Genomic DNA, 13,436 nt, shown 5'->3' with positions numbered 1-13,436 from the left:
GTGTCTCCTGTTTAGAAATCTGCGCGGGCGGTCAGGCCCAGCGTGCGTGGCGTGCCCAGCACGGCGTTGTAGGCGCCAAAGCTGCTGTTCCACAAGCTGGTGTAGTACAGCTTGTCGAAGGCGTTCTTGGCCCACACCGACACGTCCCACCTGGCGCCGCCAGCCTTGAAGCGCGCGCCGGCCGACAGGTTGGTCAGGGCGTACGCTGGAATCCTGGCATATTTCGACGCGTCCAGCGTGCCGAACACTTCGGTGCGGTATGCGGTGTTGGCGTTGAAGTAGCCCTCCACACCTTCGGCCACGGCATGCGCGTACTGCGCGTTCAGGCTGCTGGTCCAGCGCGGCGCGTTGACCAGCGCGGCGCGACCCGACAGATTGCACGAGGTGGAGGTGATTTCAGGCGGGCATGGGGCGTTGGTGTACTTCAGGTATTTCACGTCGTTGAAAGCGGCGTTGGCGCCCAGCGTGAAGCCGCGCGCGACCAGGAAGGTGGTCTCCAGCTCGGCGCCACGGCTGCGCACGTCGCCGGCGTTGGTGATGTAGGACGACAGCGTGGACGGATCGTAGGCGTTGTTCTGGTAGCCGCGCACGATGTTGGCAAACACGCTGGCGTTGACCTGCGCACGGCGCTCCCAGAAGTTGCTCTTGATGCCGAGCTCGGCGTTGTTGGCCTTTTCGTTGTTGATCTTCAGCGAGGCGATGCCGGCCGCGCCCGGCACCGTCAGGTTGATGCCGCCCGATTTTTCGCCATGCGACAAGGTGCCATAGCCCAGCACGTCGGTGTCGAACTTGTAGGCCAGGGTCACCAGGCCGGACGGGCTCAGGTTGTTCAGCGTGATATCGCCGGAATCGAAGGCACCGTAACGGGCGTTGCGCGAGGCCAGCGCGGCGCCGGTCACCACAGCGCCGCCGGTCGGGGCGTAGCGCACCTCGTAGGCGCGCTTGTCTTCATAGGTGGCGCGCAGGCCGGCGGTCAGATCCCATTTCGGGTCGATATGCCAGATGGTCTGGCCGAACAGCGCGTAGCTGTTGACGCGCAGGTGGCCATCGGCAAAGCTGGTCAGGTTGGACCAGGCGCCGCTTGGCGTGCCGTTGAATTTGTCGGACAGCGGACCGTTGTAGCTGAAGTTGGTGTTGTCGAGATTCTGGTAGTAGTAATAGGCGCCCACCACCGATTCCACTTCGCGGCCTTGCGGCGTGGCCAGGCGCAGCTCTTGCGTGAACTGGCGGTGCCGCGCCAGCGCGCCGACGTTGAGGGTGATCGGCACGTCGAGGCCGTCATCATTGCGCGGCGTGAAGTTCCAGAAGCGGAAGGCGCTGATGGAGGTGAATTTGTAATCGTTGTCCAGCTTCCAGTTGACCTCGGTCGACAGGCCGCCCTGGTGCACGCTGACGTGCGAGCCGCTGTCCAGGTTGACCTGGTAGGCAGCCGGGTTGTAGATCGGATGCGCGCCGACGGCGGCGGCTTGCGTCAGCCATTTACCGGTCGGGCCGGCGCTGTACAGCACCATGGTGCCGTTGTTGGAATCTTCCTCGTTGTAGTCGGCGATGACGCGGGCGCTGACTTTGTCGTTCGGTTCCCACAGCAGCTGCGCGCGCACGCCCTGGCGGTCGCCGCCCTGCACGTCCTTGCCGTTGTAGACGTTCTTGATGTAGCCGCCTTCATGCGTTTTGTAGACCGACAAGCGGCCGGCCAGCGTGTCCGAGAACGCGCCGGAGATGCTGGCCTTGCCTTGTGCGTACTTGTCCTGCCCGGCCGAGACCGACGCCGTGTTCTCGCTGCGGAAGGTCGGCTGCCTGGTCGTGATGTTCAGCACGCCGGCGGTGGTGTTCTTGCCGAACAGCGTGCCTTGCGGGCCGCGCAGCAATTCCAGCTGCTGCACGTCCAGCGCGTCGAAGGCGGCCATGCCGGGACGGGCCAGATAGACGTTGTCGAGGTACAGGCCGACGCTGCCTTCCAGGCCGTCGCTGGCGGTGTTGTTGCCAAGGCCGCGCACGGCAAAGCTCAGCTGGCGGGCGTGCACGAAGTTGACGGTGGTGCTGGGCAGCAGCTGTTGCAAGTCCTGCACGCGGTAGACGCGGTTGTTTTCCAGCGATTTATCGTCCAGCACGCTCATGCTGGTCGGCACGCTTTGCGACGTCTCGTGGCGGCGGCGGGTGGAGACGGTGACACTGGCGATCACTTGCGAGACGTCGGCGCCGACAGCGGCCGAGCCCGCTCCCTCTTGCGCCGCTTCGGCGGCCAGCTCCGCGCCGGACGCGGACGCGGCGGCGGCGACCGGGGCGGCCGCCGAGGCTGCGCCAACGGCGGTGTCTGAAATGGCCGCCACAGCCAGCGCGGCGGCGTTCTGCGCCTGCGCTTGCGGTGCAACGGTGAAGGCGATGCCGTAAGCCGCCGCGATGGCGACTGCGAGTTTTTTCTGCTTCATGTTCTGGCTTTCGTTCTGAAAAATGGGCGTGAGCGGCCCCGCACGCCGGCATCCCCGCCGGCGCGTTGTCGTTTATAGGAAGAGTTGTAGACGCTTAGTTGGTCGCTACGCGGAACTTATGAGGCTCCGGCGGGATCACCGCTTTTTCAGAGCGTGGCGTGCCTTCCGGCACCCAGTTGTACGGCACCGGCTGCGCGCGGTACAACCAATTGCTCAGCACTGGCTTGCCCGCGCCGGCCACCGGCGTCGGCGCAAAGTAAGGGCTGATGTATTCCCAGGCGATGTCGCCCTTGGTGGTGACCTGGAAGATGCGGCCGTTCATGCCTTCATCGATCAGGGTATTCCCGTTCGGCAGGCGGCGCGCGCTGCTGATGAAGGAGCTGTAGAAACCCCAGTCCGGGCCATTCGAATCGCCGCCGGTGTATTCCCACACGATCTGCTTCTTGACCGGGTCGATTTCCAGCACCCGCGAGCGCGGCTGCACGCCCACGCTGACGCGCGGATAGCCGGCCTCGCCCTGATTGTCGAACACCAGGATGTTGCCGGCGCCGGGCAGGCCCGGCTCGATCAAATGCGCATCATGCTGGCCGATGATCTGGTCCACCGCACGCGGCAGCACGCGCGGACCGCGCACCTGCGCCGGATAATCGGGACCGAGATTCCACACCACCTTGCCAGTGTGCTTGTCGATGATGACGATGAAATTGGCTTCGCGCGAATCGACCAGGATGTTGTCCGGGTTGAAGCGCTGGTCGCCGGCATCGAACCACTTGTTCGGACCCAGCACGGACATATTATTGATGTGCAGGTAGTCGAACGGCACGTTCTTGCCGCGCGGCGACGCGCCCTCTTTCACCAGCTTGAGCGAGGCCGGCGTAAAACCGAATTCATTCAGGTGCTCGGAGGCCACCCATTTCCACACCACGTCGCCCTGCTTGTTGACTTCGTAGATCACGTCATCCAGCACCTGCGGGGCGCCGAAGCCTTGCACCGCATGCACCAGATTCGCCAGCACCAGCGTATTGCCGTTCGGGAGGCGACGCCAGTCGTGGTGCTGCTTGGCGCTGCCGCCGGGCACTTGCGCGCTGGCCTTGCCTTCCACCGGCGCGGCGTAAGCATCCTGCGCGCTGGCTGCCGCGCCCCACTGCCACACCACATTGCTATTCCAGTCGAGCTCGCCAATCGCCTGATTGCGCAGGCCGTTGCCTTCGTTGGCGGTGCCGGGTGCGCTGGCCAACTGCACCAGCACATTGCCGCGCTGGCCGCCGGTCAGGGCCGGATTGAGCAGCACCGGCGGGAAGCCTTCGGCATTCCAGCTGTGCACCTCATTGCCATTCATGTCGATCAGATGGGTCTTCTTGTCCTGGCCGCTGAAGATCACGTAGCTGTTGTACGCGGTAGCGGTGTCGTAACGGGTGACGCCGGTGGGATAAACACTGGGCGCCGCGCTCAGCTTGGCGGCGAAGGACAGCAGGGACAGTGCAGCAATCTTCTTATAGGTGGTCATGACACAGCGCTCATGGAGTGGACAGTGTGTCTATATTACGAAACAGCCTACTAATCGAGAACTAATATAACCAAGCAAGGATATAAAAAAAATGCCGGATCGCCCGGCATTTTTGAGTAAGGCGAAAAACGTTTTAGCTTAGACAGCATCGGCGCCGGTCTCGCCGGTACGGATACGGATTACCTGCTCCACGTTCTGCACGAAGATTTTGCCGTCGCCGATTTTGCCGGTGCGCGCGGCCTTGATGATGGCGTCCACCACTTGTTCGGCCACGCCGTCATCCACCACCACTTCAACTTTTACTTTAGGCAGGAAGTCGACCACGTATTCCGCGCCGCGATACAGTTCGGTATGGCCCTTCTGGCGGCCAAAGCCTTTGACTTCGGTGACGGTCAGGCCGGTAACGTTGACTTCGGCCAGCGCCTCGCGCACTTCGTCCAGCTTGAACGGCTTAATCACAGCGGTAATCTGTTTCATGACTTCTCCTTATCTAAAAACGTTTGGATGTATTGTAAACGCTTTACTCTTGTACCGGAATGGCGCGTAGTTCCTCCATCCACAGCACGCTTTGCGCGTCGCTGGGCGCGCGCCAGTCGCCGCGCGGCGACAACGAACCGCCGCTGCCTACTTTCGGCGCGTTCGGCACGCAGCTGCGCTTGAACTGGCTGGTGCGGAAGAAGCGGTCGAGGAAGATGCCCAGATTCTTCTTGATGGCTGTCAGATCGTACTGGTTGCGGGTGACGTGATCGCCATCCGGCCAGCGGCCCTGCTCCCGGTCCTTCCACGCGGTGTGCGACAGGAACGCCACTTTCGACGGATTGAAGCCGAAGCGCAGCACATAGTACAGATTGAAGTCTTGCAGCTCGTACGGGCCGATGGTGCTTTCGGTGCGCTGCTCCGGCTGGCCGCCGGCGGTGCCGGGCACCAGTTCGGGACTGATCTCGGTGCCGAGAATATCCAGCAGCACTTGCGCATCGTTGCGGCCGATCACGCCGGATTCGGCCACCCAGCGCACCAGATGCGAGATCAGCGTCTTCGGCACGCTGGCGTTGACGTTGTAGTGCGACATGTGATCGCCCACGCCGTAGGTGCACCAGCCCAGCGCCAGCTCGCTCAGGTCGCCGGTGCCGATCACCAGCGCCGCGTTGTGGTTCGCCAGGCGGAACAGATGGTTGGTGCGCTCGCCGGCCTGCACGTTTTCAAACGTGATGTCGTACTGCTCCTTGCCCTCGGCGTAAGGATGGCCGAGGTCTTTCAGCATCTGGATGCAGCTTGGACGGATGTCGATTTCCTGCGAGGTGCAGCCGACCAGCTTCATCAAAGCATGCGCTTGCTTGAGCGTGCGTTCGCTGGTGGCAAAGCCCGGCATGGTGTAGGCCAGGATGTTGGAACGCGGCAGCTTGAGCTTGTCCATCACGCGCGCGCACACCAGCAGCGCGTGCGTCGAGTCCAGCCCGCCGGAGACGCCGATCACCACCTTCTTCAGGCCGCTGTTGGTCAGGCGCTGCGCCAGCGCCTGCACCTGGATGTTGTAGACCTCGTTGCAGCGGTCGTCGCGGCGGCGCGCATCGGCTGGCACGTAAGGGAAGCGTTCGACATTGCGGTTCAGCGCCAGCGGCTGCTCGCGCTCGATTTCCAGATGGAAGAACACGGTGCGGAACTTGCCCACCTCCGCCGCATGGCGCTGCACCGATTGCGCGAAGGTGTTCATGCGCATGCGCTCGCGCGACAGGCGTTCGAGGTCGATGTCGGCAAAGGTCAGGGTCGGCTCGTCGGTGAAGCGCCGGGCCTCGGCCAGCAGTTCGCCGTTTTCGAAGATCACGCCCTGGCCGTCCCACGCCATGTCGGTGCTGGACTCGCCGCCGCCGGACGAGGTGTACAGGTAAGCCGAGATGCAGCGCGCCGATTGCTGGCCCACCAGCTGATTGCGGTAGTTGGCCTTGCCCACCAGCGCGTTCGAGGCCGACAGGTTGACCAGCACATTGGCCCCGGCCAGCGCCGCGAACGACGATGGCGGAACCGGCACCCACACGTCCTCGCAAATCTCGACGTGGAATTTGAGCAGCGGCATGTCGCCCACTTCAAACAGCAGGCCCGAGCCGAATTGCACGCGCTCGCCGAGCAGATCGATCTCGGTGGCGACGGCGTAATCGCCGCTGCTGAACTGGCGCGCTTCGTAGAATTCGCCGTAATTCGGCAGATAGCTCTTCGGCACCACCCCCTGGATCTGACCGTTGGCGATCACCACCGCGCAGTTGTACAGCTGATGGTCCACGCGCAGCGGCGCGCCGACCACGATGGCCATCTTCCATTGCAGCGAAGCGTCGAGAATCGCGGCCAGGCCGTCCAGCACGCCGTCCAGCAGGGCGCGCTGGTGGAACAGGTCATCGCAGGTGTAGGCCGACAGGCCCAGCTCGGGAAACGCCACCAGCGCGGCGCCCTGGGCGGCGGCCTGCCCGGCCAGCAGGATGGTTTGTTCGGCGTTGTAAGCCGGATCGGCAATGCGGCACACCGGCGCGGCGACGGCGACGCGGGCGAAGTCATGGGTGTACAGATTGAAGAAATTCGAAGCCATGTCAGCTCTTTCGGGCATGCAAAATCAAATTATCGCATGGGCAAAGCGCGCCCGCATGCGCTAGACTGGCACATCTTTACCTGGGAGGCAGTGTGGCGGAAGCGGAGTTATCGATCATCGACTCGTTGGCGGACATCGATCCGGCGCAGTGGCAGGCGCTGGCCGGCGACAATCCCACGCTCAGCCACAGTTTCCTGCACGCCCTGCACGACACCGAATGCGCCGCGCCGCGCACCGGCTGGTCGCCGCGCTATCTGGTGCTGCACCGGGACGGCGTGCTGCACGCCGCCATGCCGCTCTACCTGAAAGACCACAGCCGCGGCGAGTACGTGTTCGACCATGCGTGGGCCGACGCCTTCCACCGCAACGGCATCCCCTACTATCCCAAGCTGCTGTCGGCGGTGCCGTTCACGCCGGTGACCGGCAGCCGCCTGCTGGCGCGCACGGCCGAGGACCGCGCCCTGCTGGCGCGGGCGGCGCTGCAAGTGGCGCGGCAGCTGGAGACGTCGTCGCTGCACATCCTGTTCCCCGAGCAGCAGGACAAGCAGGCGCTGGCCGACGCCGGCTACATGCTGCGCGAAGGCGTACAATTCCACTGGGAGAATCAGGACTACGCCGATTTCGACGCCTTCCTCGCCAGCATGAAGATGGAGAAGCGCAAGAAGCTGCGCCAGGACCGCAAGCGCGTGCGGGAAGCCGGCATCCACTTCGAGCATCTGGCCGGCAGCGCGATCACGGACGAGGTGCTGCGCTTCTTCCACCAGTGCTACGTCTCGACTTATGAGGCGCACTACTCCCGGCCGTACCTGTCGCTGGCCTTCTTCCAGCGCCTGCTGGCCGGAATGCCGGACAGCCTGATGATCGTGCTGGCCAAGCGCGGCGAGGAGCCGGTGGCGGTGGCGCTGAATCTGGTGGGCGGCAACGTCATGTACGGCCGCTACTGGGGCACGCGCGAATTCGTCTCCGGCCTGCACTTTGAAACCTGCTACGTGCAGCCGATCGACTACTGCATCCGTCGCGGCATCGCCCGTTTCGAGGGCGGCGCGCAAGGCGTGCACAAGATGTCGCGCGGGCTGGTGCCAACGCCGACCTGGTCGGCCCACTGGGTGGCCGATCCGCGCTTTGCCGATGCCATCGCCGATTTTTTAGCGCAAGAAACGGCCGCAATGAACGACTATATCGACGAACTGGCCGAACATATTCCCTTCAAAAACCGATAAGGGTAACCCGTATGAGGTTACAATATGGAAGTTTTCCTTAGCAACGTGGCAAAAACAGCATGAATGCAGATTTTATAAAACAACGTAACCGCTTCAAATCCGCCACGATGAAGCGGATCGACGTCAGTGAAGAGTCTTACAACAACGTCACCAATATCCTGGCCACCATCGCCAAGCCTTTCCATGTGCGCAAGGGCGAATACCTGCAACGCGCCGGCGTGCTCGCCACGCAGGTGCACTGGCTGGCCAGCGGCGTGGCGCGTAGCGGCTTCTTTAACCGCGAAGGTCAGGAGGTGACCCTGCGCTTTTACCGCGAGGGCGAATCGGCCACCACCCTGACCGATCTCATCAACGGCGAAGACGGCCTGCCGGCGGTGCAGTTCCTGATCGCGGAAACGCCGGTCCACGGCTTTACGCTGGACTGGAAAATCGCCTCCGAACTGCGCTCGCAGAATGAAGGCATGCAGCAGTATCACCTGAATATCGCCATGCACGGCCTGCACGCGCTGGCCCAGCGCGCCTACAGCAGCGGCGAGACCTCGGCGCAGGAACGGCTGGCCGCCTTCCGCGAGGAGTATCCGGGACTGGAAGCGCGCATCTCGCAACGCGCGATTGCCTCCTACCTCGGCATCACGCCGCAGTACATGTCGCGCCTGCGCCGCGAGGCCGAGCTGGCGTCGGGCGAGCCGCGCCAGGCGTAACTGGATGCCGCCCGGCGCCGGAATGACTAAGGCCCCGTGAGGGGCCTTTGTTTATTTCGCTGCGTCTTTCTGGTAGTTGGCGACGCCGTCCAGGATTTCCTGTTTGGCTTCTTCAGGACCGTACCAGCCGTCGATCTTGACCCATTTGCCTTTTTCCAGATCTTTGTAGTGCTCGAAGAAGTGCTGGATCTGGCGCAGGCGCAGTTCGTTCAGGTCTTCCGGTTTCTGCCAGTGGCTGTAGATCGACAGTACTTTGTCGACCGGCACGGCCAGCACTTTGGCGTCTTCGCCGGATTCGTCGGTCATTTTCAGCACGCCGATCGGACGGCAGCGCACCACCACGCCCGGGATCAGCGGGAACGGGGTGATCACCAGCACGTCGACCGGATCACCGTCCAGCGACAGGGTGTTTGGCACGTAACCGTAGTTGCATGGGTAGTGCATGGCGGTGCCCATGAAGCGGTCAACAAAGATCGCGCCCGATTCCTTGTCCACTTCGTATTTGATCGGATCGGCGTTCATCGGAATTTCAATGATGACGTTGAAATCGTTCGGCAAGTCTTTGCCGGAAGATACTTTGTTCAAGCTCATGGGATTTCCTTATAGGCAGGCTGTGTTTAACCGCGACATTATAGCGAAGTACAGGCTGCTTGTGCGGCGCAACAGCCTTGAACATTTGTTATGATGAAGCTTGCCCTTATTTGGAATATGAATATGATCTTCCGCCAACTGTTCGATCCCATCTCGTCCACCTATACCTATTTGCTCGGCGACGGCGGTGAAGCGGTGCTGATCGATCCGGTGTACGAGCAGGTGCCGCGCGACCTGGCGCTGTTGCAGGAGCTCGGCCTCAAGCTGAGCGCCACGCTCGACACCCACGTCCACGCCGACCATGTGACGGGTGCCTGGCGCTTGCAACAGCGTTGCGGCAGCGCGATTGCCGTGTCCGAGATGGCCGGCGCCGAAGGCGTCGACCACCCCTTGCGCCATGGCGACCGCATCCAGTTCGGTGGCCGCCACCTGAGCGTGCGCGCCACGCCGGGCCACACCAGCGGCTGCCTGACCTATGTGCTGGACGATGAAAGCATGGCCTTCACCGGCGACAGCCTGCTGATCCGTGGCTGTGGCCGCACCGACTTCCAGCAAGGCAGCCCGCAGCAGTTGTTTAGTTCGGTGCACGATCAGATCCTGAGTTTGCCGCCGGCCTGCCTGCTCTACCCGGCGCATGATTATCGCGGCATCACGGTGACCAGCGTGGCGGAGGAGCGCCGCTACAATCCGCGTCTGGGCGGTGACGTGGACGTGGGCGATTTCACCGGCCACATGAACAACCTCAACCTGCCGCATCCCAAGCTGATCGCGGTGGCGGTGCCAGCCAACCTGCGCTGCGGCAAACCGGAAGGCGATGCGCCGACCGACACGCCGGACTGGGCGCCGCTGACCCTGCGCTTCAGCGGCGTGTGGGAAATCGAACCGATGGGCTTGCTGGAACACCAGAAACAAGTGCAGATCGTCGATGTGCGCGAGGCGCCGGAATTCATCGACCGCCTCGGCCATATTCATGGCGCCACGCTGGTGCCGCTGTCGCAGCTGACCGAGCGCATGGGCAAGTTCGACAAAGAGCAACCCATCGTCGCCGTGTGCCGCTCCGGCGTGCGCTCGGCGCAAGCCAGCGTCCTGCTGACCAAGGCCGGCTTCGGCAAAGTCGCCAACCTGGCCGGTGGCATGCTGCGCTGGAAAATTGAAGGTTACCCGGTCGAATCCGATCCCGCATAAAAAACAAAGGCCGGTTGGAAAACCGGCCTTTGTTTTAGAGGATGGTGGCCAGTGCGCACTGGCGGTAGTGGTTGGCGGCTTCTTCTTCCTGTCCCAGCGCTTCGTGCATCTGCGCCAGTTTGAGGTGGGATTCGCGCACCATGCGCGGATCGCCGGCATCCGACAGCGCCTGTTCCAGATAGCGCTGGGCTTTGCCCCACAGTTTTTGTTTCAGGCACAGCGAACCCAAGGTCAGCGCCAGTTCGGCGTCGGTCGGACGGGCGTTGGCCCAGTTCTCGCAATGCTCGATCTGCGTCAGCAGCGCTTGCGAGCCAGCCGGCGCGGCGGCTTCGCGGTAGGCGCGTACCACGCGCTCGTCCCAGTCGGCGGCCAGCGATTCTTCAGCCACCACGCGCGCTTCGTCATGCAGGCCGCGCGCATTCAGGGCGGTCGCGGCGCGGCAAGCGACGTAGGGTTTGATGCGGTCGGCATTCGGCACGGTCGACCACACGCGCAGCAGCGATTCCGCATCGTGGCTGGCGTCGGACAGCATGTCGTCATACGCCAGCTCGCGCAGACGCGAGGACAGGGCCGGATGCAGCGCGCGGTGCTTGTCCAGCGAGCGGACGAGGCGCAGCACTTCCGGCCAGTTCTTGGCCTGCTGCTGCGCTTTCAGCGACATCTGCAAGGCATGAATGTGGCGCGTGCCGCTGGCGTTCAGTTCGCGCACGGCTTCCAGCGCCTGCTCCGGCTGGTGATCGTCGACCAGCAGTTCGGTGGCCGTCATCAGGCGCGCGGTCTTCATGCTGTTGTCGCCGGCCAGCTTGTTCAGCCACTGGTCGCGGCGCGCCGACTGGCGCATGCGGTGCGCGGCGCGGGCGCCGATCAGCGCCGCCACGCCGGCGTTTTCCGGCAACTCGGAGGCGCGCAAGGCGGCCTTCTCGGCATGGCCGAAACGGCCTTCAAACAAGGCCTTCAGTGCTTCGCGCAGGCCCTTGTTGCCATCGCGCTCGCGCTTGTGCTGGCGGTAGGCCGCCACCTTGCCCGGCATCTTGACGGTCGCGCGGAAGGCGCGGATCAACACGTACAGGAAGGCGAACAGCGCCACTTCCAGCACCACGAAGAAGTTCAGCGACAGGTCGATGCGGTGCGGCGGATAGAACAGCACCACATTGCCCGGATTGAAGCGCGCCGTCACGGCAATGCCGATGGCGGCGGCCATCATGGCGACGAGCCAGAGGAATAAACGCATGGTTATGGCTTCGCTTTGTAGTTGCGCACAGCGTTCAGGCTGTCGGACAGGGTCGGCATCTCGATCGCGAGATTGCTGCTCTGCACCTGGCGCAGCAGCGCCTGCACGGTCTGGGTGGAACGGGCGCGGGTGTCGAAGTATTTGACCAGCGCCTCCTGCGCCGCGATCAGGTCGGCACGGAAGGCGCCTTCATTGCGCGACAGCAGCGCCATGCGCGCGTTCAGCAGGCGCAGTTTCAGATTCTCGCGCAGGAAATACGCCTGGGTTGGCGACAGCATCAGCGCGTCCGGCGTGTCGACATTGCGCACGCGGATCAGCTGGCGCACCTCGGTCCAGGTTTCGTTGCTCCAGCCGTTCCAGCCGTCTTGCAGCGCTTGCAGCCACGGGCTGGTGGTCTCTTCCACCTTGACCGGCTTGCCATCCTTGCCGTGCACGATCTTGGCCGCCCTGGCTTTCTTTTCCGGCGGCGCCGGCAGGGTGGGCTTTTCGTCGGCCAGCATCGGCAGCAGGTCGATCTGGGCGATGGCGTTGTCGAGGCGCAGGGCGACGCCGACCGAGTCCACGCTCGGCAGCGCCTTCAGCTTGTCGGTGTCGCGCGCGATGGCGCGGCGGATGGTGATGAATTGCGGCTTGTCGGAGCGCGACAGGCTGCGGTCGGCGTTTTGCAGCGCGATCAGCGCGCCCGGCACGTTGCCGGCCAGTTGCAGCTGCTGCGAGGCGGTCGACAGCACTTGTTCGATCTCGGTCAGCGCCCATTCGTCGCGGTTCTTGGACAGATCCTGGTACAGCTGTTCCAGCGCCAGTTGCTGGCTTTGCGCCTCCTGCTGCTTGCTTTCCAGCAGGGCCACCTTGGCTTGCAGTTCCTTGGTGCTCTCCTGCACGTTGCGCACCAGGTTGCCGGTGTCGGCATTGGAGGCATCGCCTTTTTGCAGGCGCAGCGCCATTTCCTCGCGCAGCTTGTTGACGCGCGCGTGCGACGACCAGGTCTGGCCGGCCAGCAGAATGGTCAGCACGACGATACCCACCAACAGCATTTGCGGCTGTTGCAGGGTTTCGAGCAGGCTCGGTTCGGGCTGCGCCGGCGGCGTGGCTGCGGGCGGCGGAGTCTCGGCGGCTTTCGCGGACGAGACCGCTGGATCAGGTAAGGTAGGCAAATCGTTCATAGGCGTGATTGTAACGCGGCCAGCAGGCGTTCGTCGCCTGATCCTGTGAGCGTCAGCTTGGAAAATCCTAAATTATTTGCCGTTTCGGCAATTCGGGCATGGGGCACAATCAGATGCTGTTGTTGCATCGCTACAACGCTATTGTGCTGCATCGCGTCAGGGTGGCGCAAGTCCATCTCATGCAGGAGGCCGATCAGGCCACGCAGGGCTTCGGAGCTGGTGATGATCCAGTCGTTTTGCTGCGCCAGCAAACGGCGCAGGATGGCGGCCAGTTCGGGCGTCAGCGCCGGGGTGGCGCGGCGGTAGGCCGGCACGATGTCGACCAGGGCGCCGGCTGCGCGCAGGCCGTCGCCCATCAGTTCGCGACCGCTTTCGCCGCGGATGATGAGGACCGGCTGGCCTTGCAGGGCTGGCAGGTCGAGGGTTTGCAGCAGGTGCTCGGAATCGCTGTGGGCGCTGTCGGCCGGGCTGACGATGTTGGGCACGCCGTGGGCGGCCAGCGCGGCGCGGCTGCCTTCGCCGACCACGGCGGCCGTTACGTGGGCCGGCCAGTCGCGGATGTGGGCGAAGGCGGCGTCGATGGCGTTGGGCGAGACGAAGGCGACCAGCGCGTACTGGTCGAGCCGCGCCAGGGCGGCTTTCAGGGCGGTCTGATCGGGCAGCGGGGAGATTTCCAGCAGTGGCAGGACTTCCACCGCGCGGCCCAGCGCGGTCACGCGGGCCGCCAGCGGCGCCGCTTGCGCCAGGGGACGGGTAATGACGACGGCGCCGGCCATCCTCGGATCAGGCGCCTGGCTTGGCGGACGCGCCCGGCGCCGCGGCGGCAGGTGCGCC

11 protein-coding genes are annotated in these 13,436 nt (G+C 63.9%); 3 read left to right on the top strand and 8 right to left on the bottom strand.

From position 1 onward, the window contains the following. Positions 1 to 11 precede the first annotated feature (11 nt). The 4 genes from GM676_RS13735 to GM676_RS13720 all read right to left on the bottom strand — a co-directional run bounded on the left by GM676_RS13735 (position 12) and on the right by GM676_RS13720 (position 6,511). Positions 12 to 2,429: a TonB-dependent receptor gene (locus GM676_RS13735; RefSeq protein ID WP_155464172.1), complete on the bottom strand. Its 2,418-nt coding sequence runs from the start codon at positions 2,427 to 2,429 to the stop codon at positions 12 to 14. A gap of 94 nt (positions 2,430 to 2,523) precedes the next feature. Then, positions 2,524 to 3,936 (bottom strand): aryl-sulfate sulfotransferase, encoded by a 1,413-nt coding sequence (locus tag GM676_RS13730; protein WP_155464171.1) that lies wholly within the window; start codon positions 3,934 to 3,936, stop codon positions 2,524 to 2,526. 138 nt (positions 3,937 to 4,074) lie between these two features. Then, positions 4,075 to 4,413, bottom strand: coding sequence for a P-II family nitrogen regulator (locus tag GM676_RS13725; protein WP_008447011.1), 339 nt, complete (start codon positions 4,411 to 4,413; stop codon positions 4,075 to 4,077). Between the two features lie 43 nt (positions 4,414 to 4,456). Then, positions 4,457 to 6,511 carry an NAD(+) synthase gene (locus tag GM676_RS13720; protein ID WP_155464170.1) on the bottom strand — a complete coding sequence of 685 codons (2,055 nt, stop codon included), beginning with the start codon at positions 6,509 to 6,511 and terminating at the stop codon, positions 4,457 to 4,459. Between the two features lie 92 nt (positions 6,512 to 6,603). On the opposite strand from GM676_RS13720, the gene GM676_RS13715 reads away from it, so the two are divergent. Both GM676_RS13715 and GM676_RS13710 read left to right on the top strand, forming a co-directional pair. Beyond that, positions 6,604 to 7,731 (top strand): GNAT family N-acetyltransferase, encoded by a 1,128-nt coding sequence (locus GM676_RS13715; protein ID WP_371866228.1) that lies wholly within the window; start codon positions 6,604 to 6,606, stop codon positions 7,729 to 7,731. Between the two features lie 107 nt (positions 7,732 to 7,838). After that, positions 7,839 to 8,432: a Crp/Fnr family transcriptional regulator gene (locus GM676_RS13710; RefSeq protein WP_155464168.1), complete on the top strand. Its 594-nt coding sequence runs from the start codon at positions 7,839 to 7,841 to the stop codon at positions 8,430 to 8,432. 51 nt (positions 8,433 to 8,483) lie between these two features. On the opposite strand, the gene ppa is transcribed toward GM676_RS13710, so the two are convergent. Then, positions 8,484 to 9,023, bottom strand: coding sequence for an inorganic diphosphatase (ppa, locus tag GM676_RS13705; protein ID WP_155464167.1), 540 nt, complete (start codon positions 9,021 to 9,023; stop codon positions 8,484 to 8,486). A gap of 123 nt (positions 9,024 to 9,146) precedes the next feature. Between ppa and GM676_RS13700 the strand changes: the two genes are divergently transcribed. Then, positions 9,147 to 10,208 carry an MBL fold metallo-hydrolase gene (locus tag GM676_RS13700; RefSeq protein WP_155464166.1) on the top strand — a complete coding sequence of 354 codons (1,062 nt, stop codon included), beginning with the start codon at positions 9,147 to 9,149 and terminating at the stop codon, positions 10,206 to 10,208. A 34-nt stretch (positions 10,209 to 10,242) separates the two neighbouring features. Here GM676_RS13700 and GM676_RS13695 read toward each other — a convergent pair whose 3' ends face one another. Genes GM676_RS13695 through GM676_RS13685 form a run of 3 tightly spaced genes read right to left on the bottom strand, consistent with a single transcriptional unit; the run spans position 10,243 to position 13,378 of the window. Beyond that, the gene (locus tag GM676_RS13695; RefSeq protein WP_155464165.1) at positions 10,243 to 11,439 is read right to left on the bottom strand and encodes a heme biosynthesis protein HemY; all 1,197 of its coding nucleotides are present in this window, start codon (positions 11,437 to 11,439) and stop codon (positions 10,243 to 10,245) included. A 2-nt stretch (positions 11,440 to 11,441) separates the two neighbouring features. Further along, complete coding sequence (locus tag GM676_RS13690; protein WP_155464164.1) at positions 11,442 to 12,602, bottom strand: uroporphyrinogen-III C-methyltransferase; 1,161 nt, start codon at positions 12,600 to 12,602, stop codon at positions 11,442 to 11,444. Further along, positions 12,599 to 13,378, bottom strand: coding sequence for a uroporphyrinogen-III synthase (locus tag GM676_RS13685; RefSeq protein WP_155464338.1), 780 nt, complete (start codon positions 13,376 to 13,378; stop codon positions 12,599 to 12,601). Before GM676_RS13685 ends, GM676_RS13690 begins: the two co-directional genes overlap by 4 nt. Positions 13,379 to 13,436 lie beyond the last annotated feature (58 nt).

The sequence above is a fragment of the Duganella radicis genome, from assembly GCF_009720825.1.
GTDB classification, from domain to species: Bacteria; Pseudomonadota; Gammaproteobacteria; order Burkholderiales; family Burkholderiaceae_D; genus Rugamonas; species Rugamonas radicis.
Note: the sequence above shows the minus strand (reverse complement) of the source record. Positions and strands in the feature narration are given on the sequence as shown.